The sequence below is a fragment of the Burkholderia sp. AU28863 genome (assembly GCF_002223195.1).
GTDB classification, from domain to species: Bacteria; Pseudomonadota; Gammaproteobacteria; order Burkholderiales; family Burkholderiaceae; genus Burkholderia; species Burkholderia sola.
Map to the genome: position 1 here is coordinate 327,148 of NZ_NKFE01000006.1, position 25,588 is coordinate 352,735.

Consider the following 25,588-nt stretch of genomic DNA (forward strand, 5'->3'; position numbering starts at 1 on the left):
GGTCACGCACAAACAACGACACACAGGACTGGAGACACTCATGACCCATCGCCCCCTTCGCGTCGCTGCCCGCCTGGCGACGGCCGCCGCCATCGCGTTCGCATCGTTCGGCGCGACGACGCCCGCCGATGCCGGCACGCTGACCATCAACATCGCGTTCAAGGGCGCGAGCCAGCGCGCCGTGTGGCAGTCGACGATCGAAGCGTTCCACAAGGCTCATCCCGACATCGACGTGAAGCCGACCTTCGTCGACGAGGAAGCGTACAAGGTGCAGCTCCCCGCATGGCTCACGACCGTCGCGCCGGACGTCGTGAACTGGCACGCGGGCGAGCGCATGGCGTACTACGCGAAGCGCGGGCTGTTCGAGGACCTGAGCGGCGACTGGACGAAAAACGGCTGGGACGCGACGTACGCATCGACGCGCAGCGCGTCGTCCTATAACGGCAAGCAGTACGCGGCGCCGACCGTCTATTACTCGTGGGGGCTGTTCTACCGCAAGGACCTGTTCCGCAAGGTCGGCATCGCCGACGAGCCGAAGACCTGGGACCAGTTTCTCGATGCATGCAAGAAGCTGAAGGCGGCCGGCATCACGCCGATCGCGATCGGCGGCCGCGACGCGTGGACGCTCGCCGGCTGGTTCGACTATCTCGACCTCCGCCTGAACGGCAACGCGTTCCACCAGCAGCTGATGGCCGGCGACGTGCCGTACACCGACCCGCGCGTGAAGAAGGTCTACACGACGTGGAAATCGCTGATCGACTCGGGCTACTTCATCGACAATGCGCTGTCCTACGATCTCGACGGCGCGCAGCCGTTCCTGTTCCAGGGCAAGGCCGCGATGATGCTGATGGGCACCTTCATTGCGGCCGGCTTTCCGCCGAACGCGAAGCAGGAAATGGGCTACTACCGCTTCCCCGTCATCGACCCGAAGGTGCCGACTGCCGAGGACGGCCCGGTCGAATCGCTGCACATCCCGACCAAGGCGAAGAACAAGGCCGACGCGCACACGTTCCTCGCGTTCGTCGAAACGCCCGAGATCGGCGCGAAACTCGCCGAAGGGCTCGGCTCGCTGTCGGCCAACAGCAAGTCGCCCGAGCCGGCCGATCCGATCTCGCGCATCGGCTTCCGGATCCTCGCCGACACGAAGGGCGGCGTCGCGCAGTTCTACGACCGCGACATGACGAAGGAAATGGCCGACGAGGGGATGAAGGGCATGCAGCAGTTCGTCGCGAACCCCGCGCAGCTCGACACCGTGCTCGCGCAACTCGAACAGACCCGCAAGCGGATCTACAAGAAGTGACCGCGTGACCCAACCGGCGGCCGCGCGCCGCCGTGTTCGTTTCAGGAGGCTTGCCGTGTCCAGTCCGACCACGTCCACCCCGCCCGCCGGCACCGCGCCGCCCCCGCGCGGCCCATCCGCCGGCGCGTTGCCCGCGCGCCGCCCGTCGCCCGCCGTGCGGCGGCAACGGCGCGCCGCGTGGCTCTTTCTCGCGCCGGCCTGCGCGATGGTCGCCGTCTATGTGATCTGGCCGATCCTGTCGACGCTGTGGCTGAGCCTGTACAACTGGGACGGGATGACCGAGCGCACCTTCGTCGGCCTCGCGAACTACGCGGAACTGCTGCATGCGCCGACGTTCTACACGGCGCTGCGCAACAACGTGATCTGGCTCGTGTTGTTCATGCTCGCGCCGCCGCTCGGCCTCGCGCTCGCGCTCTACCTGAACCAGGCGGTCGGCGGCATCCGGCTCGTGAAGTCGCTGTTCTTCGCGCCGTTCGTGCTGTCGGGCGTGGTCGTCGGGCTGATCTTCTCGTGGTTCTACGATCCGACCTTCGGGCTGCTCGCGCTCATCGCCGGGCACGGCATCCCGGTGCTCGGCGACGCGCGCTATGCGACCTTCGGCATCGTGTTCGCCGCGCTGTGGCCGCAAACGGCGTACTGCATGATCCTGTACCTGACCGGCCTCACGTCGGTCAACCCGGAACAGATCGAAGCCGCGCGGATGGAAGGCGCGCGCGGCTTCGCGCTGCTGTGGCACGTCGTGCTGCCGCAACTGCGGCCGACCACCTTCATGGCGATCGTCGTCACCGTGATCGGCGCGCTGCGCAGCTTCGACCTGATCTCGGTGATGACGGGCGGCGGCCCGTTCGAGAGCTCGACCGTGCTCGCGTATTACATGTACGACCAGGCGATCAAGTACTACCGGCTCGGCTATTCCGCGTCGATCGCGGTCGTGCTGTTCGCGATCATGCTCGTCTACATCGCGTTCCAGTTGCGCCGCATGCTGCGCAACGAACAGTGACCTTCCGGGAGTTCACTCATCATGTTTCCGACACCCGTTGCCCACTGGAAGCCGGTATCGCGCCGGCTGTACAAGCTGTCGCTGCCCGTCGCGCTCGCGATCTGGCTGCTGCCGATGATCGCCGTGTTCGTCACGTCGGTGCGCTCGACCGAGGAGCTGGTCGAAGGCCACTACTGGGGCTGGCCTCGGCATTTCTCGATGATGGAGAACTATCGCGACGCGCTGACGACGTCGCCGATGCTGCATTACTTCTGGAACAGCGTGCAGATCACGGTGCCGTCGGTCATCGGCTCGATCGCGCTCGCGGCGATGGCCGGCTTCGCGCTCGCGACCTACCGGTTTCGCGGCAATACCGCGCTGTTCGGCACGTTCGTCGCCGGCAACTTCGTGCCCGTGCAGGTGCTGATGATTCCGGTGCGCGACCTGTCGCTGCGGCTTGGCGTGTTCAATACCGTCGAAGCGCTGATCCTGTTTCACGTCGCGTTTCAGACGGGGTTCTGCACGCTGTTCCTGCGCAACTTCATCAAGCAGTTGCCGTTCGAGCTGATCGAGGCGGCGCGCATCGAAGGCGCGGGCGAATGGACGGTGTTCTGGCGAATCGTGCTGCCGCTGATCCGGCCGGCGCTGGCCGCGCTCGCGATTCTCGTGTTCACGTTCGTGTGGAACGATTACTTCTGGGCGCTGTGCCTCACGCAAGGCGACGAGGCCGCGCCGATCACGGCGGGTGTCGCGGCGCTGAAGGGGCAATGGACGACGTCGTGGAACCTCGTATCGGCCGGGTCGATCCTCGCCGCGCTGCCGTCGGTCGCGATGTTCTTCGCGATGCAGAAGCATTTCGTCGCGGGGCTCACGTTCGGCGCGACGAAAGGCTGAACGCGCGCCGGTCGCGTTTTCGCATCTCCCCCTCCGCATCGTGAGGTTGCCCGCTTCGGCGGGCTTTTTTCATGCTTTGCGGATTCGGGTGAGGCCGCTTGGCAACCTGGCTCGTGACCCGGGCTTCCACGCCGTCGACCGATTGAACTCGTCGCTCGCCGGGGCTTGGACGCGCGTGGACGTCAGCGCGCGACTTTGCCCGACGTCGATTCGGCTACGCGTACTTGTCGCCGACCGCACTGCGAATCGGATGGGTGTCGTAGACGATGATCATCCGTCCGATGAGCCCCGCCGTGTCGAACTCGAACACGTCGACGCACTCGAAGCGCGCCACCGAACCGTCTTTCAGGCCCCAGTCGTAGATGAAGTAACCTGTCGCACGTCGAGCCCCGCTCGTGCTGACGCAGATATCGATCGGTGTAATCTTGCTTTCTCCCGATGCGGCAGCGACCTTCGAAAAGAAGGGCTCGGGATACATCCAGCCGAGAAATGGCGAGAAAATCTGCGCGTCCGGCGTGAATAGCGCGCAGATGGCGCCGACATCGCCGCGCTCCAGTTCCCGCAGGTAAGCGCGCACCTGTTCCGTGTAGAGTGATTCCGACGTTGAGCCCAAAATTATCCTCCGATCATTCGTCGACACCCCGTTCATTCGCAAGAACAGGGCATCCGGTAGACGCACGATAGCGACGCACCGATGACCGAACAATCGAAAAATTTGCAATCCGGGTATGCGGCGCATGCATATCCGCTGGCTGACCTGACGCGGCCGCTCCCGCCGTTGGCGGCGATTCAGTCGTTCGTCGCGGCGGCGCAGCTGGGCAGCGTCAGCAAGGCCGCGGATCACCTATGCCGTACGCAAGGCGCGGTGAGCCGCCAGATACAGCAGTTGGAAACGCATTATCGATGCGCACTGTTCGTGCGCCATGTATCGGGGCTGACGTTGACACCGGAAGGCAATGCATTGCTGACGGTCGCGGTCAACGTGCTCACGCAATTGATCCAGCACGCGGATTCCCATGCACGGGCAACCTCGGCGCTCACGTTGAAGTTGCCGTCCACGTTCGCCGTTCGCTGGTTGCTCCCGCGGCTGCCGGACATTCATCGCGCGATGAGCGGGACGGAGCTGCGTATTTCGACATCCGCGGACGACACGCCGGATTTCACGACCTCCGACGTCGACGCCATCATCGTGCGCGGCACCGGACAGTGGCCCGGCATGGAAGCGGTACCGCTCTTTTCCGAGCGGCTCACGCCGATGTGCGCGCCCGCGTTGGCGACATCCCTGCGATCCGTTGCCGACCTTGCGCAGCTCGATTTGCTCCATCCCGGGCCCAGCCGCGCAGAGTGGAGATGCTGGCTCGATCACGTGGGAGCGCGCCAGATCGATGCGGGACGTGGGCTCGTATTCGATACCCTCGAATTGACGCTCGCGGCATCGATGGAAGGACACGGCATTGCAATCGGCGACCCGCGAATGGCGAGAGACCGGCTCCGTGCCGGATCGCTGGTGACGCCGTTTGACGAAGTGGTTGAAGACGGCCTTTCCTACTTTCTCGTCTATCCGCCCCAACGGGCGACACAACCGAAAATTCGTGCCCTCGTCGACGTCTTGCTACGACTCGCGCGAGAAGATTGATGGATCGGCACGCGTCCGATACCTGGGTGGGGCCGACACTCAAATGGCCCGCCCAAAGTACCGGCGAATGACAGGCCGGGTCAGAGATCCCCGCGCACTTCACCGGTTCCCAGCGCGCTCCGCTGCCGGTTGACCTCCGCCCACAGTTCATCGCTGTCGTCGTCGCGCAGCACGACCATCCAGTCCAGTTGATCGTCGGTCACGCCGAAGTACGCCAGAATTTCCCGTCGAACCCCATCGATGAACTCGGCGTATTCCGGGGTGGCCTGTGCCCGCGCGTGCAGGGCGTCGTATTCCGCATCGTCCACGCCGCCGCCCTGCTCGTCGATATAGCGCGAGATCCACTGTTCTCGTTCGTGGTCGTAATCGGCCTCGGCGCGCATCGCCTGCACGGCCGTGTAGAAATCCAGCTGGGCAAACGCGGCGATCGCCGCCGTTGTCGCCTCGTCGAATGTCGTCGTCATTCCATCTCTCACTTCAGTCATCGCACTTCATGGGTCACGCGGGAAAGCCGCTATCGCGCGCGGTTGCAGGTCGCGAACGAGAAAACCGGCAGCGCTGTTCCAAACCGTCCGTATGCGTTCACGCCATCGGTTTGTTCGATCGTATCGCGCACGTTGAAAAGGAAAGGATTCAGGCTACCTGGACGGTTTGCCGGATTTGCCGCGACCACCAGCAGATTTGCCAGCAGCCTTCCCCGCCGCCGGCTTGCCGGCCGGTTTGCCGCGCGGCTTGTGCACGCTGAACGGGCTGCCGATGGTGTAGTCCGGGCCTTGACCGGCACCATTGGCCGCCGCGTGCTGCGCCCCAGGCTTGCGCTTGCCTTCGCCACCTTGCGTATGCGGCTTCTTGCCCGACGCCTGCCTGGCCACCGGCACAGCTTGCGGCACCTTCGGTTTCTTCGGCTTTTTGGGTTTCTTGATGATCTGGCCCGTCGCGCTGGTTTCCGGCACGCGGTGTTCGGCTTCGAAACCCGGCTCTTCTTCCCGCCGCAGCGTCTGCCGGATCAGCGCTTCGATTGCGGCCAGTTGCGGCGCCTCATCGGCGCACACGAGCGACACCGCCACACCGCTCGCGCCCGCGCGGCCGGTGCGGCCGATACGGTGCACGTAGTCTTGCGCGACGATCGGCAGATCGACGTTGATCACCAGCGGCAGATCGTCGATATCCAGCCCGCGCGCCGCCACGTCGGTGGCGACCAGCATCTGCACTTCGCCCGTCTTGAAGCGCTCCAGCGCACGCAAACGCGCGGGTTGCGGCTTGTCGCCGTGGATCGTATCGACCGCATAGCCCGCTTTCTCCAGCATGACCGCCAGATAATCGACGCCATTGCGGGTCTTGACGAACACCAGCGCGTGTTCCCAGTTGTTTTGGGCCACCAGATGCATGAAGAGGTCGGGCTTGTTCCGCTTGTCGACCGGTACGACCCACTGCTTGATCTTGCTGGCCGCGGCGTTGGGCGGGCTGACGCTGATGTCGACCGGGCTGCGCAGAATGCCGGCCGCCAGCGTGCGGATTTCGTCGGAGAACGTCGCGGAGAACAGCAGCGTCTGGCGCTTGGCGGGCAACGCGGCAAACACCGCGTCGAGTTCGCGCGCGAAGCCGAGATCGAGCATGCGGTCGGCTTCATCGAGCACCAGCGTTTGCACCTGATCGAACTGCACGGCGTTCTGCCGATTGAGGTCGAGCAAGCGGCCGGGCGTCGCGACGAGCACGTCGACACCCTTGCGCAGCTTCATCATCTGAGGATTGATGCTCACCCCGCCGTAGGCGGCCAGACATCGCAGATCGAGACCCTTCCCGTACTCGACGAAGCTTTGCAGCACTTGCTCGGCCAGTTCGCGCGTGGGCACCAGCACCAGCACGCGCGCACGGTTGCTGGATACCGCCGGGCCGTGTTGGACGAGCCGTTGCAACAGCGGCAGCGCAAAGCCGGCCGTCTTGCCGGTGCCCGTCTGTGCGGCGGCCATGACGTCCTTGCCGCCGAGCACGACGGGAATCGCCTTGGCCTGCACCGGCGTGGGTGTCTGGTAATTGAGGCCCTGCAGATTACGCAGCAACGGCTCGATCAGGCCAAGCGAGGCAAAAGACATGGACGTGTTCCCGGCTAAAACCGCAATTCTAGCGGTTACCGCGTGGGCCAAGCCCCTACCGCTCACGTCCAGCCTTCGAGCCGCAACGTCGAACGCACGAGCCGCTGTTCCTCCTGCTCGATCTCGCGCAGATAGTCGACGCACTGACGGATATGCTCGCTCGCGGCCTTGCGCGCCTGGTCGGGCAGCCGGCCCGTGACCGCGTTGTAAAGCCGCGCATGCTGGCGGTCGATCTGCTTCTTCAGCGGTTCGCGGTGATAGAGGTTGTTCACCGACGCGAACACCGAGCTGAGCAGCAGGTCGGTCAGCGACTGCAGCGTATTGACGAGCACCGGGTTGTGCGACGCCTCGCAGATCGCCAGATGAAACGCGTGGTCGAGCTTCGCGCGCGCGGCGGGATCGAGATCCTGCGCGTCGGCCGCCGTCATTTCCTCGTAGCGGCGCCGGATCAGGATGAAATCGGCCGGCGTGCCGCGCAGCGCCGCGAGCCGGGCGGCCTCGGCCTCGAGCATCCCGCGCACCTCGAACAGGTCGTACAGCGTGCGCGGCTGCGAGCCGAGCAGATGCATCATCGGCGTAATCGCGCGCTGCGGGGTCAGGCTCGCGACGAACGAACCCTTGCCGTGCGTCGTGTCGATGATCCCGCGCGCGTGCAGCAGCTTCATGCCTTCGCGCACGGCCGTGCGCGACACGCCTAGCTTCTCGGTCAGCCGCCGCTCGGAGGGCAGCGCCTGCCCGGCCTTCAGCACGCCGTCGACGATCAACTGCTCGATCCGCTCGGCGACGACGTCGGCCACGCGCCGCGCCGGCCTCTCCCGATCCTGCATTTCCATACTGGTATGACCACTTTGGAAGGACGACGTCGATTTTCGCACAAAGCCTTGTCGTTATTGGGTTTTATCGATCGCTCGACAAACCGCAATCGGTGGCTTTCAAAAAACTGGTACGACCACCTTCAAGACGGCTGGACAGGCCCGCGCGTCCCGCCAAGAATGCCGTCCATCCGGCGTGTCGCGCATCGCGCGGCCAGCTGCCTGGTGGAGACGGAGACACACGATGAGTTTCATCTACGACGAACGGATCGACGGTCCATTGGCGACCATCGACCGCGCCACGCTCGTCGCCGCGCTGCGCGCGGCGGCGCCCGGCCTCGACGTGCTGCACGAACGGGAGGCGTTGAAACCGTTCGAATGCGATGGCCTCGCCGCGTACCGCACGGTGCCGCTCGCGGTCGTGCTGCCCGATACGGTCGACCAGGTGCGCGCGGTGCTGCGCGTCGCGGCCGCGCACCGCGTGCCGGTCGTCGCGCGCGGCGCCGGCACGGGGCTGTCGGGCGGCGCGATGCCGCTCGAAAAAGGCATCCTGCTGGTGATGGCGAAGTTCAACCGGATTCTCGACATCGACCCCGATGCCGGCATCGCGCGCGTGCAGCCCGGCGTGCGCAACCTCGCGATTTCGCAGGCCGCCGCGCCGCACGGCCTCTACTACGCGCCCGACCCGTCGTCGCAGATCGCGTGCTCGATCGGCGGCAACGTCGCCGAGAACGCGGGCGGCGTGCATTGCCTGAAATACGGGCTCACGGTGCACAACATCCTGAAGGTCGAGATCCTGACGATCGACGGCGACACGCTCACGCTCGGCGCCGATGCGCTCGATGCACCGGGCTTCGACCTGCTCGCGCTGTTCACCGGCTCCGAGGGAATGCTCGGGATCGTCACCGAAGTGACCGTGAAGCTGCTGCCGAAACCGCCGAGCGTGAAGGTGCTGATGGCGAGCTTCGACGACGTCGCCGAGGCCGGCGCCGCGGTCGCGCGGATCATCGGTGCGGGCGTGATTCCCGGCGGCCTCGAGATGATGGACAACCTCGCGATCCGGGCGGCCGAGGATTTCATCCACGCGGGCTATCCGGTCGACGCGCAGGCGATCCTGCTGTGCGAGCTCGACGGCGCGGCAACCGATGTCGAAGAAGACGCCGAACGCGTCGCCGCGCTGCTGCGCGACGCGGGCGCAAGCGAGATTCGCGTCGCGCGCGACGAAGCCGAGCGCCAGCGCTTCTGGGCCGGCCGCAAGAATGCGTTCCCGGCGGTCGGCCGGATGTCGCCCGACTATTACTGCATGGACGGCACGATCCCGCGCCGCGAACTGCCGCGCGTGCTCGAAGGGATCGCCGCGCTGTCCGCCGAATACGGGCTGCCGGTCGCGAACGTGTTCCACGCGGGCGACGGCAACATGCATCCGCTGATCCTGTTCGATGCGAACCGGCCCGGCGAGCTCGACCGCGCGGAAGCGCTCGGCGGCAAGATCCTCGCGCTGTGCGTCGCCGTGGGCGGCAGCATTACCGGCGAACACGGCGTCGGGCGCGAGAAGATCAACCAGATGTGCGTGCAGTTCAACGCCGACGAAATCACGTTCTTCCATGCGGTGAAGGCCGCGTTCGATCCGCAGCGCCTGCTCAATCCCGGCAAGAACATCCCGACGCTGCACCGCTGCGCCGAATTCGGCGCGATGCACGTCCATCACGGCAAGCTGCCGTTTCCCGAACTGGAGCGCTTCTGATGCGACGCGAACGCGAACCCGAATCGATCGACGACAGCGCGGCGCTCGTCGCGCAGGTCGACGCGGCGATCCACGATCGCCAGCCGCTGCACATCCGCGGCGCCGGCACGAAGGCGTTCGTCGGCCGGCCGGTCGAAGGCCGCACGCTGGACGTGCGCACGCATCGCGGCGTCGTCTCGTACGACCCGACCGAACTCGTCATCACCGCGCGCGCGGGCACGCCGCTCGCCGAGCTCGACGCGATGCTCGACGCGGCCGGCCAGATGCTGCCGTGCGAGCCGCCGTCGTTCGGCGGCGCGGCGACGGTCGGCGGCATGTTCGCGGCGGCGCTGTCGGGCCCGCGCCGCCCGTGGGCCGGCGCGGCGCGCGACTTCGTGCTCGGCTGCCGCGTGATCACCGGCCACGCGAAGCATCTGCGCTTCGGCGGCGAGGTGATGAAGAACGTCGCGGGCTACGACGTGTCGCGGCTGCTCGCCGGCAGTTTCGGCTGCCTCGGCGTCGTGACCGAGGTATCGCTGAAGGTGCTGCCGAAGCCGCGTGCGACCGGCGATCTCGCGTTGACGCTCACGGCGAGCGAAGCCGTGCGACGCGTCGCCGCGTGGCGGCGCGCGGGGCTGCCGCTCGCGGGCGCATGCCACGCGGACGGCGTGCTGCGCGTGCGGCTCGAAGGCGGCGACGGCTCGGTGAAGGCCGCGCGCGACACGATCGGCGGCGACCGCATGGACGACCGCGACGACGCGTTCTGGGCACGTCTGCGCGACCTGTCGCTGCCGTTCTTCGACGATCCGCGCCCGCTGTGGCGCGTGTCGGTGCCGGCCGCCGCGCCGCTCGACGCGCTCGCGGGCGCGCAGCTCGTCGACTGGGGCGGCGCGCAGCGCTGGCTGAAGACCGACGCCGCGCCGGCCGACGTGCAGCGCTTCGCCGCGCAGTGCGGCGGCCACGCAACCTGCTACACGCCGGGCACGACACAGGAGCCGTTCCAGCCGCTGCCGCCGGCGCTGCTGCGCGTGCACCGGCAACTCAAGGTCCAGCTCGACCCGCACGCGATTTTCAATCCCGGCCGGCTCTACGCCGACTTCTGACGCCAACCCGACTTCGACCCGCCGATGCAAACCAACCTCAGCGAAGCAAGCAAGGCCCTCGCCCGGGCCGACGAAGCGGAAGCGATCCTGCGCGCATGCGTGCACTGCGGCTTCTGCAATGCGACCTGCCCGACCTACCAGGTGCTCGGCAACGAGCTCGACGGGCCGCGCGGCCGCATCTACCTGATCAAGCAGTTGCTCGAAGGCGAGCCGTGCGGCGAACGCACGCAACAACATCTCGACCGTTGCCTGACGTGCCGCAACTGCGAAACGACCTGCCCGTCCGGCGTGCGCTATCACACGCTGCTCGACATCGGCCGCGCGGAAGCCGAGAAGCGCGCGCGGCGGCCCACGCGCGAGCGCCTGCTGCGTGCGGGGTTGCGTCACGTGGTGCCGCGTCCGGCGGCGTTCGCCGCGCTGCTGAAGGCCGGCCGCGCGCTGCGCCCGCTGCTGCCCGGCACGCTGCGGGACAAGATCCCGGCCGCGGTGCCCACGGCCGCGCCGCGCCCGGCCGTGCGTCATGCGCGGCGCATGCTGATGCTCGAGGGTTGCGTGCAGCCGTCGCTGTCGCCGAACACGAATGCGGCCGCCGCACGCGTGCTCGACCGGCTCGGCATCAGCGTGACGCCGGCGCGCGAAGCCGGCTGCTGCGGCGCGACCGAATATCACCTGAACGCGCAGGACGCGGGCCTTCAGCGCGCACGCCGCAACATCGACGCGTGGTGGCCCGCGATCGAGGCCGGCGCGGAAGCGATCGTGCAGACCGCGAGCGGCTGCGGCGCGTTCGTGAAGGAATACGGCGACCTGCTGCGCTCCGACCCCGTCTATGCGGAGAAGGCGCGGCGCGTCAGCGCACTCGCGCGCGATCTGGCCGAAGTGATCGCGGCGGAGCCGCTCGACGCGCTCGCCGATGCGACGCCACGGCGCGTCGCGGTCCACTGCCCGTGCACGCTGCAGCACGCACAGCGCCTCGGCGGCGCGGTGGAACGCATCCTGACGCGGCTCGGCTTCGATCTGACGAATGTCGCCGACGGCCATCTGTGCTGCGGCTCGGCCGGCACCTATTCGCTGACGCAGCCCGCACTCGCGACGACATTACGCGACAACAAGCTCGATGCGCTCGAAGCCGCGCAGCCGGACCTGATTGTCACCGCCAACGTCGGCTGCCAGACTCACCTGAACGGCGCGGGCCGCACGCCCGTGCGCCACTGGATCGAGCTCGTCGACAACCGGCTGGTCGACTGACCGCCTATTCCGGAGGAAAGCCATGCAAACGAAACCCGAACTCGAACTGGCCGATGCCGAGCGCATGCTCGCCGCGGCCCGCGCGGAAGCGGAACGCCACGGCTGGGCCGTGTCGATCGCCGTCGTCGACGATGGCGGCCACCTGCTCGCGTTCGCGCGGCTGAACGGCGCATCGCCGGCCAGCAGCGCCATCGCGCAGGACAAGGCGCGCGCGGCGGCGCTCGGCCGTCGCGAGACGAAGGCGTATGAGGATATGATCAACGGTGGCCGCACCGCGTTCCTGAGCGCGCCGCTGACGGGGTTGCTCGAAGGCGGCGTGCCGGTCACGGTCGACGGCCGGATTGCAGGCGCGATCGGTGTGTCTGGCGTAAAGTCCGAACAGGACGCGCAGATCGCCCGCGCCGGTACACAAAGCGTCGTGGCATAGGGCCTGTTCACGCTAATAACGGGCTTGCGAACGTGCCTTTCCGCCCGCAGGGCAAGGAGTAAGGAGCGCCGTTTGGCCGTGCCAAACAAGCGACGCACGACGCCGCCATGCGGGCGGAAAGGCACGTTCCCCATTTGGAAAAATGCATTCGTGGGGCCTGCGCAAGCCCGTTATTAGCGTGAACAGGCCCTACAGCCAACGCGCGCGCGTTTTTCAATTCCCCGGGAGGAATCACGATGATCGACCAAGCAGGACTGCAAGTCGCGCCAGCGCTGAGCCAGTTCATTGAAAACGAAGCGCTGCCGGGCACCGGCATCGACAAGGCCGCGTTCTGGAGCGGTTTCTCGGCGCTGGTGCACGACCTCGCGCCGCGCAACCGCGCACTGCTCGCCGAGCGCGACCGCCTGCAGCAGGAACTCGACGCGTGGCATCGCGCGCACCCGGGCCCGGTACGCGACCATGCCGCGTATCGCGCGTTCCTCGAACAGATCGGCTACCTCGTGCCGGTCCCGTCGAACGTCGCGGCAGCCACCGCGAACGTCGACAGCGAGATCGCCACGCAGGCCGGCCCGCAGCTCGTCGTGCCGCTGTCGAACGCGCGCTATGCGCTGAACGCCGCGAACGCCCGCTGGGGCAGCCTGTACGACGCGCTGTACGGCACCGACGCGCTGCCCGAAGACGGCGGCGCCGAACGCACCGCGGCCTACAACCCGACGCGCGGCCAACGCGTGATCGACTATGCGCGCAACGTGCTCGACAACGCGGCGCCGCTCGCGAGCGGCTCGCACCGCGACGTGCTGCGCTACCGCGTGCAGGACGGCCAGCTCGCGGTCGAAACCGCGAAGGGCAACGTCGCGCTCGCGCAGCCGGCGCAGTTCGTCGGCTACCAGGGCGCGGCCGATGCGCCGTCCGCGATCCTGCTGAAGCACAACGGCCTGCATCTCGAGATCCAGATCGACGCGTCGACGCCGATCGGCCGCGCCGATCTCGCGAACGTGAAGGATGTCGTGCTCGAAGCGGCGGTCAGCACGATCATCGACTGCGAGGATTCGGTCGCGGCGGTCGACGCCGACGACAAGGTCCAGCTCTACCGCAACTGGCTCGGCCTGATGCAGGGCACGCTCGTCGAGGAAGTCGCGAAGGGCGGCAAGACGTTTACGCGCCGCCTGAACGCCGATCGCGAGTACACGACGCCGGCCGGCGGCACGCTGTCGCTGCACGGCCGCTCGCTGCTGTTCGTGCGCAACGTCGGCCACCTGATGACCAACGGCGCGGTGCTCGATCGCGACGGCAACGAGATTCCGGAAGGGATCCTCGACGGCGTCGTCACGACGCTGTGCGCGCTGCACGACCTGAAGGCGAAGCGCAACTCGCGCACGGGCTCGATCTACATCGTGAAGCCGAAGATGCACGGCCCGGCCGAAGTCGCGTTCGCCGACACGCTGTTCGCGCGCATCGAGGATCTGTACGCGCTGCCGCGCAACACGCTGAAGATGGGCATCATGGACGAGGAGCGCCGCACCAGCGTGAACCTCGCCGCGTGCATCGCGGCAGCCGCCGCGCGCGTCGCGTTCATCAACACCGGCTTCCTCGACCGCACCGGCGACGAGATGCACACCGCGATGGAAGCGGGCCCGATGATCCGCAAGGGCGACATGAAATCGTCGGCGTGGATCCAGTCGTACGAGCGCAACAACGTGCTCGCGGGCCTGTCGGCCGGCCTGCGCGGCCGCGCGCAGATCGGCAAGGGCATGTGGGCGATGCCGGACCTGATGCATGCGATGCTCGAGCAGAAGATCGCGCATCCGCGCGCCGGCGCGAACACCGCCTGGGTGCCGTCGCCGACCGCCGCGACGCTGCACGCGCTGCACTACCACCTCGTCGACGTGCAGGCCGTCCAGCAGGAACTCGAAAAGACACCGTACGCGAGCGAGCGCGACGCGCTGCTCGAAGGGCTGCTGACCGTGCCGGTCGTCGAACGCGCCGCGTGGAGCGAGGCCGAGATCCTGAGCGAGGTCGAGAACAACGCGCAAGGCATCCTCGGTTACGTCGTGCGCTGGGTCGAACAGGGCGTCGGCTGCTCGAAGGTGCCGGACATTCACGACGTCGGCCTGATGGAAGATCGCGCGACGCTGCGCATTTCGAGCCAGCACATCGCGAACTGGCTGCGCCATGGCGTGATCACCGAGGCGCTCGTGCTCGACGTGTTCAAGCGCATGGCCCGCGTCGTCGACCAGCAGAACGCGGGCGACCCGAACTATCGCCCGATGGCGCCCGGCTACGACCAGTCGACCGCGTTCAAGGCCGCGTGCGCGCTCGCGCTGCAAGGCACGTCGCAGCCGAGCGGCTATACCGAGCCGCTGCTGCATCGGTTCCGGCTCGCGTTCAAGGCGCAACAGCAGGGCGCCTGAACCCGCGCATGCGGGCTCGCCCGCATGCCGGGCGCCGGTCGTACGCCGATCTTGCAAAACGGGCAGCCCGCGCGGCTGCCCGTTCTCATATTCGCGGGCACCCTGCCGTTGAAACCGATAATCGGTACATGTCGCACGCTTTCGCGTGCGGTGCTCGCCCGGCGTTAATCCCCGTGCGTCCGCGGCCGTACGCCGCGCGACGTTTTCCGCGCTGCCGCAAAGCCTTGCGCGGCAACGCTCCGCCCGATATTTGCAAGCCCGGGATTACGCTGAAATTTGATCCCGATCAATGGGTTGCAACATTTTCCGCGCGCGCAAACACGCGCGTTATACTCCGTTCAATTCACGTCGCGATTCGTCAGATGGTCGAATTGCAGCAGACGTTACCTGTGAATACCCGGTTTATCGGTTTCTCGGGCCGCGATTGTCGATAATCGGTGCCCGGTTTCTCCGCTGAACGGAAGGCTGGCACGGGAAGGGCGCGCACCGGATCGCCACCGGTAGTCATACGAACAATCGCATCGGCCCGCCGCCCGGCGACGATGCCCCCGATCCACGGACCATGGCAGAAACCGACTACGCAATGCCCAGCGAATCCGGCGTGACGAGCCGTGTCGCCGCTCATCTGCGCCGGTCCCTCCTGCCGCACCTGATCTTCTATACGGGGCTGCTGATCGCGCTGATCCTGCTGCTGCTGTGCGGGATCGTGCTGTACGAAGGCCGCATCGACGCGCGCGACCGCTCGCGCAGCATGCAGCAGAACCTCGCGCTGATGGCGTCGTGGGACATCGAGCGCAACATCGAGATCTATTCGCTGTCGCTGCAGGCGGTCGTCGAAGGCGCGAACGACCCGGCGGTGACCCGGCTGCCGATGGCGCTGCGCCGCCAGGTGCTGTTCGACCGCGCGACGACCGCCAAGTACCTCGGCGGCATCTACGTGCTCGACGCGAAAGGCGACATCGCGGTGGACGGCATGAGCGACGTGCCGCGCAAGGCCAACTTCGCCAACGAACCGTACTTCACCGTGCACCGCGACAACCCCGACGTCGGCCTGTACGTCAGCCCCCCGTATCACTCGCGGCTGCGCGGCGGCTCGCCGAGCATCGCGCTCAGCCGGCGGATCACGCGGCCCGACGGATCGTTCGGCGGCGTCGCGGTGATGTCGATCCGGCTCGAATATTTCCAGAACCTGTTCTCGCGCCTGTCGCTCGGCGATCGCGGCTCGGTCGCGCTGATCAACACGGATGGCAGGATGGTCGCGCGCGAGCCGTACGACCCCAAGATCGTCGGCCGCGACATCAGCCGCGCGAGCACGTTCCGGCACTTCATGACCGCCAACGAAGGCAGCTTCGCCGATACCGCGACGATCGACGGCGTGCGGCGCCTGTACGTGTTCCGGCACCTCGAGCACCTGCCGCTCATCGTCATGGTCGCGCGCTCGGAAGCGGACACCTACGCCGCGTGGTACGACCGTGCGATTCCGATCGGCTCCGCGATGGTCGCGCTCGCGATCGGCTTCGTCGGCCTGTCGCTGCTCCTCGACGTGCAACTGCGCAAACGCCATCGCGCGGAAACCGAGCTGCAGGCGCTCGCACGCACCGACGGCCTGACGGGTCTCGACAACCGCCGGATGCTCGACGTCACGCTCGCGCGCGAATGGCGCCGCGCCGCGCGCTCGCAACATGCGCTGTCGCTGCTGTTCATCGACGTCGACGACTTCAAGCGCTACAACGACACGCAGGGCCACCAGGCCGGCGACGACGCACTCGCCGCGGTCGGCCACTGCATCGCCGGCTGCCTGCGCCGCCCGGCCGACTATGCGGCGCGCTACGGCGGCGAGGAATTCGTCGTCGTGCTGCCGGACATCGATACGGACGGCGCGGTGACGATCGCCGAAACCATCCGCACGGGCATCCTCGATCTCGGCATCCGGCACGACGCAGGCACGGTCGGCCGCCTGACGGTGAGCATCGGCGTGACGACCAGCTATCCCGAACACGACGACAACATCCAGGCCGCGCTGAAGCGGGCCGACGATGCGCTGTATCGGGCGAAGGAAGGCGGGCGCAACCGCATCGCCGTGCAGGCGGCCACGTCGCCCGACACTCGCGAATCGCGGCGCGCCTGAGCGCACGGGCAGCGGCGGGACGGCCGCCGCCGCCCGCATGCAAAATCGCCGACAATACCGGCTCGATATGCCACCGCGCCGATGCGCCCGGCCTGCGCGCCTAGCCGGCCGCGCCTAGCCGCCCGCGCAGGCCGGCCGCTTCGCACCACCATGAGACTCAAGGCAAAGATCTTCCTTCTGGCCATCGTGCCGTTCCTGCTCGCGATCGCCGGCATCGGCTTCGGCGTGCGCCAGCAGGCGACGTCGCTCGCGCGCACGCAGCACGCGACGATCCAGGCCGCGTACCTGTCGAGCAAGGAAGTCGAGCTGAAGCACTACGTCGAGCTCGCGACGAGCGCGATCATGCCGCTCTACGACGCGAGCGGCCGCAATGCGCGCGACGACGCGCTGCTGCGCACGCAGGCCCTCGCGATGCTGCAGAAGATGGATTTCGGCCCCGACGGCTATTTCTTCGTCTACGACCTGCACGGCAATTCGCTGATGCATCCGCGCGAGCCCGAACGCGTCGGCCACAATTTCTGGTCGATGCGCGACCCGCAGGGCGCGCTCACGATCCAGAAGCTGATCGGCGCGGCGTCGCAGGGCGGCGGCTACGTACGTTACGCATGGCAGCGGCCGTCGACGGGCCGCGTCGCGCCGAAGCTCGGCTACGTCGTCGCGCTCGAGCGCTGGGGCTGGATGGTCGGCACCGGCATCTATCTCGACGACGTCGACACCGCGCTGCAGCGCATCGATGCGCGCGCGTCCGCGAACATCGAGCGCACGATGAGCTGGCTCACCGCGATCGCGCTCACCGGCGCGGCGGCGATCGCCGTGTGCGCGCTGGTACTGAACGTCAGCGAGTCGCGCAGCGCAGACGCGAAGCTCAAGCTGCTCGCGCAGCGCGTCGTCGAATCGCAGGAGCAGGAGCGCGCGCGGCTGTCGCGCGAACTGCACGACGGGATCAGCCAGATGATGGTGTCCGCGAAGCTGATGCTCGAATCCGCGCTTGCGCGCTTCGAGCGCGGCACGTCGCGCGTGCCCGAAGCCGAACAGGCGCTCGCGTCGGGCGTCGGGCGGCTCGGCGACACGCTGCGCGAAGTCCGACGCATCTCGCACGCGCTGCGCCCGTCGATGCTCGACGATCTCGGCCTCGCGGCCGCGCTCGAGCAACTCGTGCGCGAGCTGGGCGCGGAAAGCGGCATCGACATCGGTTACACGCAGGTCGCGCACGGCGGCACGCGGCCGCTGCCCGAAGCCGTCAACACCGCGCTGTTCCGGATCGCGCAGGAAGCGCTGAGCAACATCGTGCATCATGCACGGGCGTCGCGCGCGGCCGTCACGCTCGACGTCGGCGCACAATCCGTCACGCTGACCATCGCCGACAACGGCTGCGGCTTCGACGCCGAACGCTCGCAGGCCGACGCGCGCCGCGGCATCGGCCTGCGCAACATGCGCGAGCGCCTCGACGCGCTCGACGGCACGCTGACGATCACGTCGCAGGTCGGCCATACCGTCGTGGCCGCGCGCGTGCCGCTGCGGCGCGCCGCCGCCTGAGCACGCACACCCTACCCGGAGACCTTTGCCCATGAGCGCCCCCGATACCGCCCGGCCCGCCGCGCGACTGCTGCTCGTCGACGATCACCCGCTCGTGCGCGACGGCTTGCGGATGCGGCTCGAAGCGGCCGACCTGTCCGTGGTCGGCGAGGCCGGCAACGCGGACGAGGCGCTCGCGCTGGCCGCATCGCTCGAACCCGATCTCGCGCTGATGGACGTCGGCATGAACGGAATGAACGGCATCACGCTCGCGGGCGTGTTCCATGAGCGTTTTCCGGGCATTCGCGTGCTGATGCTGTCGATGCACGACAACATCGAGTACGTGACGCAGGCGGTGCGCGCCGGCGCGAGCGGCTACCTGCTGAAGGATTCGCCCGCGAGCGAGATCGTCCGCGCGATCGGCGTGGTGCTGGCCGGGCAGACCTTCTTCAGCGAAGGGCTGGCCGCGCGGATGATCCAGGCCAGCGCGACGGCATCGCCGCTGGACCGGCTGACGCCGCGCGAGCGCGACATCCTCGACGCGCTGGCCGAAGGGCTGTCGAGCAAGCAAATCGCGCAACAGACGGGGCTGTCGGTGCGCACGGTCGAGACGCACCGGCTCAACCTGAAACGCAAGCTGGAGATCGAAGGGCAGGCCGAGCTGATCAAGTTCGCGGTCGAGCATCGGCGGCGGTAGGCGCGAACTCGGATTGCTCGCGCGACGCGCAATTCACTTTCAAATTTCATACTTGTCCAATCGACCTCACCCTGGGGCGATGGAATTCTTTCGCTTGCCGAAACGAGCACCGTGCTCGTGATTCGCATGACACGCGTGAACTCGTCATGCGGCCCCCGGCATCACCGGCTGATATCGGTGACCTGGATCGAGGAGCGAAATCATGATGCGCCGTATCGCCGTTGTCGGTGACACGCTGGAAACCGGCGGACACATTTTCGCCTACGCAGGGCCGCCGTTCACGTTTGGCGACGCTGGCCATCAGGTTGCGCTGATCGGCGGCCTCGCGTTCTGCGAAGCGTGTGAAAGCACCGGCCGGATCGCCAAGATGGGCGGCCCCAAGCGCATTGAATTCATGGGTGAGACGGCGGCCGACGGCGACATCGTTCAATGTCGATGCTCGTCACCACCGCGCATCGTCGCGCTGCTCTCCGGCAATTCATGGTGCGACGACCAGGCGGAAGCGGCAGGCATCGTTACTTCCGGACTGAACCGGGCAGGCAATGCCACGAGCTTAGCCGCAGGTGCCTACGACGAATGCGTCCGCGCCGTCGGAAACGGCGCGTCACCAGACTATCCCTACATCATCGAAACATCGGACGGGCGCATTCATTCAGGCAGGCTCGACAGCACCGGGTGCCTGCCGCGCATCCATACGACCGACAGCGACGAGTACACGGTCTATTGGGGCGACGAAGCGCTCGCGAGATCGGACGGAGACGCTTAATGCCGAACGGAAAAACAGTCGTCAGGACGACCGCCGTGCAAAACTCGTACAAGGAAGTCGAGCTGAAGTCGGTGACGTTTTCCGAGCTGTGGAAGAACTACGCTCACGGCAACCCGTACGATGATCCGAACGGACAGTACAAGAACCAGTGTGCGATCCGGATGAGCATGACGCTGCACAAGGTCGGCATCGCAATGAAGTCGTTTTCGCAGAAGTGGGTTCGGCCGATGCCAGGCAAACCGGCGCTGGGCCGCCTTCTGATCGACGGCAAACCGACCGCGACTCGCGCATACGAGTTTGCGGAGTGGTTGAAGCTGCGGCCGATCGCGGGAGTACTGGCCCCCGAGAACATCACGGGCCCGAATTGGGCGAGTAGGGTATCCGGTCGGACCGGAATCATATTCTTCGACGGCTATTGGCTTCAGGATGGCGACTCACCGGACAACTTGAGCGGCGGTCACGTCGACCTCTGGAACGGGAGCAAACTCACCGGCTTCGGATCAGGCGTGCGGATCTCATGGAATATAGTCCTACCGGGCATCTGGTCGGATTTCCGAAATTCGAAAACCATCTTGTTTTTTCCCGTCAAATGAAACTCGTGACTGTGGTAGCAGGCGCACTTGTCGGTGGAGCGCTCGCGACAATGTTCTGCTGGGGAGCGCTCTACGTGTACGGGGCATTCGTCCTGCATGGCAAGGGAAGCCTCTTCGACACGGACCCGGAGATCGCGAATCTATTTTTCGTCACATGGGGCGGATTGATTTTAATTTTCGCAATGGCCGGCGCAATTGTCGTGACTCGCAGGAAATCCCGTTAGCCAACGGATTACCCCTACGATGCTGTTTTTTCTCGCTTCGTATGTGATTCGCTGAGTCAGCCTACTCGCCGTAGCCACCCTCGTTCGACCGACCTACGAATAGAAAAGGCGCCCGAAGGCGCCTTCCTTGCATCCGAACAACGCGCAACAGCCGTCAGTTCGTCCGCGAATTGTGCTTCTGCAGATACGCGATCAGCCCGTCGATCCCGCCCGCCGCGAGCTGGCTCTTGAACTGGCCCTGGTAGACCTGGATCAGCCACGCGCCCGACATGTCGATGTCGTAGATCTTCCAGTCGTTGCCGACCTTGCCGAGACGATAGCCGACCGACTGGCTGTCGCCCGGCGTCGTGACCGTCGACTGCACGAGCGCATCGGCGCCCGACGCGCCGCCGGCCTTGAACGAGAACTTCGCGTCCTGGTTGCCGAGCTGCGCGAGCGACGCGGCGTAGGTGCGCGTCATCAGCAACCGGAACTGCTTGTACAGCTCCTGCTGCTGTTGCGGCGTGGCCTGCTTCCACGCGTCGCCGACCGCGATGCGGGTCGTGCGCTCGAAGTTGGTCACGGGCAGGAAGCGCTGCTCGACGACCTGCGTGATCTTCGCCATGTCACCGCCGCGCGCGGCCGGATCGGCCTTCATCGCATTGACGGTGCCCTCGACCGCCGTGCGGACGATATCGACCGGCGCGCTCTGCGCGAAAGCGGAAACCGACACGGCGGCCGCCGCGACGAAAGCAAACAGATGACGTTTCATACGAATTTCGCACTCGATGGGAAAAAACGGCCGGCTCTTTGCATCGGCCGGTGGAGCAAAGTATACCGGGCCTGCCGCCGCGTTGCCGCGCGGTGACCGACTGTTACCTTTCAGCGTCGTTTGTCACAGGCGCTTGGCGGCGCGTCGACGCATCGCCGCGGCGATTATGTAAATATCTGCATACAAACAACCTGGCGGCGCGATCCGATTGCCACGCCGGGAGCAAATATCCTTCCCGCCCCGATTCTCCGCAACGTCACGACCGTCGCCGCGCTGCGCCGGTATACTTGGCTACTTTGCCCTAGCCAGCCGCTCCCCACCGCCACATGGTGACATCTCTCATCGTCCGACTCGTTGCGTGGTCGGTGCGCCGCCCCGTCTGGGTCGTCGTCCTGTCGCTCGTCATCGCCGCCTGCAGCGGCGTCTACGTCGCGCAGCATTTCAAGATCAACACCGACATCAGCAAGCTCGTCGATGCGGAACCGCAATGGGCCGCGCTCGGCCAGGCGGTCGACAAGGCGTTCCCGCAACGCAACGGCACGATCCTCGCGGTCGTCGAGGCGCCCGCGCCCGAATTCGCGACGGCCGCCGCGCATGCGCTGACCGAAGCGCTGCAGAAGGACGCCGACGCCGGCCGCATCGGCCCGGTCGCCGAACCGGGCGGCGGCCCGTTCTTCGAGCACAACGGGCTGCTGTTCCTGTCGCCGCAGGAGGTCTCGGATACGACCGCGCAGCTCGCGAGCGCGCGCCCGCTCGTCAACGAACTCGCGAAGAACCCGAGCCTCACCGGCCTCGCCACCACGCTGTCCACCACGCTCGGCCAGCCGCTCCTCACCGGCCAGGTGAAGCTGCCCGCGATGGCGAAGCTGCTCGCGCGCAGCGCGGCGACGGTCGACGACGTGCTGGCCGGCAAGCCGGCCGCGTTCTCGTGGCGCGCGCTGGTCGACAACGACGCCGCGCGGCAGCCCGCGCGCGCGTTCGTCACCGTGCAGCCGGTGGTCAACTACGGTGCGCTAAAGGCCGGCGCGGCAACGAGCCAGGTGATCCGCGACGCGGCCCGCTCGCTCGACCTCGAAAAGCGCTACGGCGCGGCCGTGCGCCTGACCGGCGAACAGCCGCTCGCCGACGACGAATTCGCGTCGGTCGAAGACGGCGCCGCGCTCAACGGCGTGCTCACGCTGCTCGCCGTGCTCGTCATCCTGTGGCTGGCGCTGCGCTCGAAGCGGATGATCGGCTCGGTGCTCGTCACGCTGTTCGTCGGCCTCGTCGTGACGGCCGCGCTCGGCCTTGCGATGGTCGGCTCGCTGAACATGATCTCGGTCGCGTTCATGGTGCTGTTCGTCGGCCTCGGCGTCGACTTCTCGATCCAGTACGGCGTGAAGTACCGCGAGGAACGCTTCCGCGACGAGCGCATCGACCACGCGCTGATCGGCGCCGCGCACTCGATGGGCATGCCGCTCGCGCTCGCCACCGCGGCCGTCGCCGCGAGCTTCTTCTCGTTCATCCCCACTGCGTATCGCGGCGTGTCCGAGCTCGGCCTGATCGCGGGCGTCGGCATGTTCGTCGCGCTGCTGACCACGCTCACGCTGCTGCCCGCGCTGCTGCGCCTGTTCGCGCCGCCGGGCGAATCGAGGACGCCGGGCTTCCCGTGGCTCGCGCCGGTCGACGATTACCTCGATCGCCATCGCAAGCCGATCCTGATCGGCACGCTGACGGTCGTGATCGGCGCGCTGCCGCTGCTCGCGTTCCTGCATTTCGACTTCAACCCGCTGCACCTGAAGGACCCGAACAGCGAATCGATGGCGACGCTGCTCGCGCTGAAGGATTCGCCGGAAGCCGCCGTCAACGACGTCACGCTGCTCGCGCCATCGCTCGCGCAAGCCGACGCGGCCGCGAAGCGCCTCGACGCGCTGCCCGAAGTCGGCCGCACGACCACGCTGTCGACCTTCATCCCCGCCGACCAGCCGGCCAAGCGCGCGGCGATCGCCGTGGCCGCGAGCGAACTGCTGCCCGCGCTGACGCAGCCGGCCGCGCCGCCCGCGACCGACGCGCAACGCGTGGCCGCGCTCAAGCGCGTGTCGGATCTGCTGAGCTATGCGGCCGAGGATCACCCCGGCCCGGGCGCCGCGGCCGCGCAGCACCTGTCCGCGTCGCTCGCGAAGCTCGCCGCCGCCGACAGCGCGACGCGCGACCGTGCCGAACGCGCGTTCTCCGATACGCTGCGCATCGCGCTCAACCAGCTCGCCGCGCTGCTGCAGCCGCAGGACATCACGCGCGAATCGCTGCCGCCGCAGATCGTGCGCGACTGGGTCGCGCCGGACGGCCACTCGCTCGTGCAGATCTCGCCGAAGGTGCCGAAGGGCGTCGACCCGGGCGACGACACGATGCTGCGCCGTTTCGCCAAGGCCGTGAAGGCGGCGGAACCGGGCGCGACCGGCGGGCCGATCTCGATCCTGCATTCGGCCGACACGATCATCAACGCGTTCCTGCACGCGGCGCTGTGGTCGATCATCTCGATCACGGTCCTGCTGTGGGTCACGCTGCGCCGCTTTGGCGACGTGCTGCGCACGCTGGTGCCGCTGCTCGTGTCGGGCATCGTGACGCTCGAGATGTGCGTCGTGCTCGGCATGTCGCTGAACTTCGCGAACATCATCGCGCTGCCGCTGATGCTCGGCGTCGGCGTCGCGTTCAAGGTGTATTTCGTGATGGCATGGCGCGCGGGGCAGACGGGGCTGCTGCATTCGAGCCTCACGCACGCCGTGCTGTTCAGCGCCGCGACGACGGCGACCGCCTTCGGCAGCCTGTGGCTGTCGCACCATCCGGGCACGTCGAGCATGGGCAAGCTGCTCGCGCTGGCCCTGACCTGTACGCTGATCGGCGCCGTGGTGTTCCAGCCCGTCCTGATGGGCAAACCGCGCGTCAAACGCGCCAAGAACCAATCGCAAGGAATCAATGAATAAGGTGCGAATCATTGCGGCGACCGTCGCCGCCAGCGCGATGCTGACCGGCTGCGCGACGGGACCGAACCGCAATCCCAACGACCCGCTCGAGCCGATGAACCGGGCGATGTACAAGTTCAACGACACGGTCGACACGAACATCGCCCAGCCGATCGCGAAGGGCTACCAGAAGGTCACGCCGACGCCGGTGCGCACTGCGATCAGCAACTTCTTCTCGAACCTCGGCGATCTCGGCAACATGGCGAACAACCTGCTGCAGTTGCGCATCACCGATGCGACGCAGGATCTGATGCGCGTGGCGATGAACTCGCTGTTCGGCGTCGCCGGCCTGATCGACATCGCGACGCCGGCCGGGCTGCCGAAGCATCACCAGGATTTCGGGCTGACGATGGCGCGCTGGGGCATGCCGTCCGGCCCGTACCTCGTGCTGCCCGTGTTCGGGCCGAGCACGATCCGCGACGGCGTCGGCCGCGCGGTGGACGTGCGCTTCAACCTGCTGAACTACATCGAGCCGGCCGCGCGCAATCCGATGTACATCGCGCAGTTCATCAGCGCGCGCTCGGACCTGCTCGGGGCGACCGACCTGTTGAAGCAGGCCGCGCTGGATCCGTATTCGTTCGTCCGCGATGCGTATCTGCAGCAGCGCAAGTCGCTGACGTATCGCGGCCAGTCGGCATCGGCCGCGGCACCGAACTACGCGGAGCCGGGTGAAGCGGGCGCGGTGCCGGCGGCCACGCCGACCACGCCGGGCGGCTTGCCGAACTATGAGGATCCGGGCGAGTCGGGCGGCGCATCGGGCGCGGCGCCGAACAACACGCCGGCCGCGCCGGGCCTGCCGCAGTACGACGATCCGGGTGCGGATAATGCGATGCCGGCGAGTGCGCCTGCTGCGGCACCGGTCCCGGCATCGTCGGGTGCCACGACGGCGCAGGCTGCTGATGGCGCGTCCATCGCGCCGGCCAAGCCGGCCAGCCAACCCGTCGCGCAATAACGTCACGCGACACGGAGCAGGACAAGTTGAGGAGCGCCGCAAAATACGCGGCGCTCTTTTTTTATGCGCCACCGTTGCGACGAGCGTCGCTCATTCATACGGTGCCGTAATCCAGGGGCCGACACCTCAGGGTGCCCACGCGGCCTCGTTATCTAGCATTCTCCAAAATCGCCAAGCCCATAAGTACAAGCAAACGGGTCGTGCCAGTTGTTATTTTTATAATAAAGCGTCACGGCATCGCCTCTCGTGAAGATAAATGTAGCAACGCCGCTTGAAGATAGATCCCACTTCCCCGAACTACCGTCATCGAATTTCAAAGTCCCAGATGCATAACACGAAG

At 67.0% G+C, this 25,588-nt stretch carries 21 protein-coding genes; 16 read left to right on the forward strand and 5 right to left on the reverse strand.

Features of this window, described 5'->3' with window-relative positions:
* Window positions 1-40 precede the first annotated feature (40 nt).
* Genes CFB81_RS28115 through CFB81_RS28125 form a run of 3 tightly spaced genes read left to right on the forward strand, consistent with a single transcriptional unit; the run spans window position 41 to window position 3,173 of the window.
* Window positions 41-1,300 carry an ABC transporter substrate-binding protein gene (locus CFB81_RS28115; protein WP_069621721.1) on the forward strand — a complete coding sequence of 420 codons (1,260 nt, stop codon included), beginning with the start codon at window positions 41-43 and terminating at the stop codon, window positions 1,298-1,300.
* A 55-nt stretch (window positions 1,301-1,355) separates the two neighbouring features.
* Entirely contained in the window at window positions 1,356-2,300 is a 945-nt protein-coding gene (locus CFB81_RS28120; RefSeq protein ID WP_089437325.1) for a carbohydrate ABC transporter permease, read from the forward strand.
* A gap of 21 nt (window positions 2,301-2,321) precedes the next feature.
* The gene (locus CFB81_RS28125; RefSeq protein ID WP_089437326.1) at window positions 2,322-3,173 is read left to right on the forward strand and encodes a carbohydrate ABC transporter permease; all 852 of its coding nucleotides are present in this window, start codon (window positions 2,322-2,324) and stop codon (window positions 3,171-3,173) included.
* A 214-nt stretch (window positions 3,174-3,387) separates the two neighbouring features.
* Here the strand turns inward: CFB81_RS28125 and CFB81_RS28130 are convergent, their stop codons facing one another.
* Window positions 3,388-3,786: a nuclear transport factor 2 family protein gene (locus CFB81_RS28130; RefSeq protein ID WP_179236083.1), complete on the reverse strand. Its 399-nt coding sequence runs from the start codon at window positions 3,784-3,786 to the stop codon at window positions 3,388-3,390.
* 81 nt (window positions 3,787-3,867) lie between these two features.
* Between CFB81_RS28130 and CFB81_RS28135 the strand changes: the two genes are divergently transcribed.
* Window positions 3,868-4,809, forward strand: coding sequence for a LysR substrate-binding domain-containing protein (locus CFB81_RS28135; RefSeq protein WP_089437327.1), 942 nt, complete (start codon window positions 3,868-3,870; stop codon window positions 4,807-4,809).
* A gap of 80 nt (window positions 4,810-4,889) precedes the next feature.
* Here the strand turns inward: CFB81_RS28135 and CFB81_RS28140 are convergent, their stop codons facing one another.
* The 3 genes from CFB81_RS28140 to glcC all read right to left on the reverse strand — a co-directional run bounded on the left by CFB81_RS28140 (window position 4,890) and on the right by glcC (window position 7,735).
* The gene (locus tag CFB81_RS28140; protein WP_069621725.1) at window positions 4,890-5,273 is read right to left on the reverse strand and encodes an ATP-dependent protease; all 384 of its coding nucleotides are present in this window, start codon (window positions 5,271-5,273) and stop codon (window positions 4,890-4,892) included.
* Between the two features lie 174 nt (window positions 5,274-5,447).
* Entirely contained in the window at window positions 5,448-6,902 is a 1,455-nt protein-coding gene (locus CFB81_RS28145) for a DEAD/DEAH box helicase (RefSeq protein WP_089437328.1), read from the reverse strand.
* Between the two features lie 62 nt (window positions 6,903-6,964).
* On the reverse strand, window positions 6,965-7,735 hold the full coding sequence (glcC, locus tag CFB81_RS28150) for a transcriptional regulator GlcC (RefSeq protein WP_050013449.1): 771 nt from the start codon (window positions 7,733-7,735) through the stop codon (window positions 6,965-6,967).
* 223 nt (window positions 7,736-7,958) lie between these two features.
* On the opposite strand from glcC, the gene glcD reads away from it, so the two are divergent.
* The 10 genes from glcD to CFB81_RS28200 all read left to right on the forward strand — a co-directional run bounded on the left by glcD (window position 7,959) and on the right by CFB81_RS28200 (window position 20,322).
* Complete coding sequence (gene glcD / locus CFB81_RS28155; RefSeq protein ID WP_069621727.1) at window positions 7,959-9,458, forward strand: glycolate oxidase subunit GlcD; 1,500 nt, start codon at window positions 7,959-7,961, stop codon at window positions 9,456-9,458.
* A complete protein-coding gene (gene glcE / locus CFB81_RS28160) occupies window positions 9,458-10,540 on the forward strand; it encodes a glycolate oxidase subunit GlcE (protein ID WP_089437329.1) in 1,083 nt (360 codons plus the stop codon). The genes glcD and glcE overlap by 1 nt, the downstream gene beginning before the upstream one ends.
* A gap of 24 nt (window positions 10,541-10,564) precedes the next feature.
* Entirely contained in the window at window positions 10,565-11,785 is a 1,221-nt protein-coding gene (gene glcF, locus CFB81_RS28165; RefSeq protein WP_089437330.1) for a glycolate oxidase subunit GlcF, read from the forward strand.
* A 22-nt stretch (window positions 11,786-11,807) separates the two neighbouring features.
* A complete protein-coding gene (locus tag CFB81_RS28170; protein WP_089437331.1) occupies window positions 11,808-12,212 on the forward strand; it encodes a heme-binding protein in 405 nt (134 codons plus the stop codon).
* A 236-nt stretch (window positions 12,213-12,448) separates the two neighbouring features.
* Window positions 12,449-14,623, forward strand: a complete 2,175-nt coding sequence (locus CFB81_RS28175; RefSeq protein WP_089437332.1) for a malate synthase G — start codon at window positions 12,449-12,451, stop codon at window positions 14,621-14,623.
* 562 nt (window positions 14,624-15,185) lie between these two features.
* Window positions 15,186-16,751, forward strand: coding sequence for a sensor domain-containing diguanylate cyclase (locus tag CFB81_RS28180; protein ID WP_069621732.1), 1,566 nt, complete (start codon window positions 15,186-15,188; stop codon window positions 16,749-16,751).
* Window positions 16,752-16,901: 150 nt separating this feature from the next.
* Complete coding sequence (locus tag CFB81_RS28185) at window positions 16,902-18,287, forward strand: cache domain-containing protein (protein ID WP_069621733.1); 1,386 nt, start codon at window positions 16,902-16,904, stop codon at window positions 18,285-18,287.
* 31 nt (window positions 18,288-18,318) lie between these two features.
* Entirely contained in the window at window positions 18,319-18,963 is a 645-nt protein-coding gene (locus CFB81_RS28190; RefSeq protein WP_069621734.1) for a response regulator transcription factor, read from the forward strand.
* Window positions 18,964-19,165: 202 nt separating this feature from the next.
* The gene (locus CFB81_RS28195) at window positions 19,166-19,729 is read left to right on the forward strand and encodes a PAAR domain-containing protein (protein WP_089437333.1); all 564 of its coding nucleotides are present in this window, start codon (window positions 19,166-19,168) and stop codon (window positions 19,727-19,729) included.
* Window positions 19,729-20,322: a type VI secretion system amidase effector protein Tae4 gene (locus tag CFB81_RS28200; protein ID WP_089437334.1), complete on the forward strand. Its 594-nt coding sequence runs from the start codon at window positions 19,729-19,731 to the stop codon at window positions 20,320-20,322. The genes CFB81_RS28195 and CFB81_RS28200 overlap by 1 nt, the downstream gene beginning before the upstream one ends.
* A gap of 378 nt (window positions 20,323-20,700) precedes the next feature.
* Here CFB81_RS28200 and CFB81_RS28210 read toward each other — a convergent pair whose 3' ends face one another.
* Entirely contained in the window at window positions 20,701-21,297 is a 597-nt protein-coding gene (locus tag CFB81_RS28210) for a phospholipid-binding protein MlaC (RefSeq protein ID WP_069619683.1), read from the reverse strand.
* Window positions 21,298-21,623: 326 nt separating this feature from the next.
* On the opposite strand from CFB81_RS28210, the gene CFB81_RS28215 reads away from it, so the two are divergent.
* Both CFB81_RS28215 and CFB81_RS28220 read left to right on the forward strand, forming a co-directional pair.
* Entirely contained in the window at window positions 21,624-24,257 is a 2,634-nt protein-coding gene (locus CFB81_RS28215; RefSeq protein WP_089437335.1) for an MMPL family transporter, read from the forward strand.
* The gene (locus CFB81_RS28220; RefSeq protein WP_069619681.1) at window positions 24,250-25,248 is read left to right on the forward strand and encodes a VacJ family lipoprotein; all 999 of its coding nucleotides are present in this window, start codon (window positions 24,250-24,252) and stop codon (window positions 25,246-25,248) included. Before CFB81_RS28215 ends, CFB81_RS28220 begins: the two co-directional genes overlap by 8 nt.
* The last annotated feature ends 340 nt before the right edge of the window (window positions 25,249-25,588 follow it).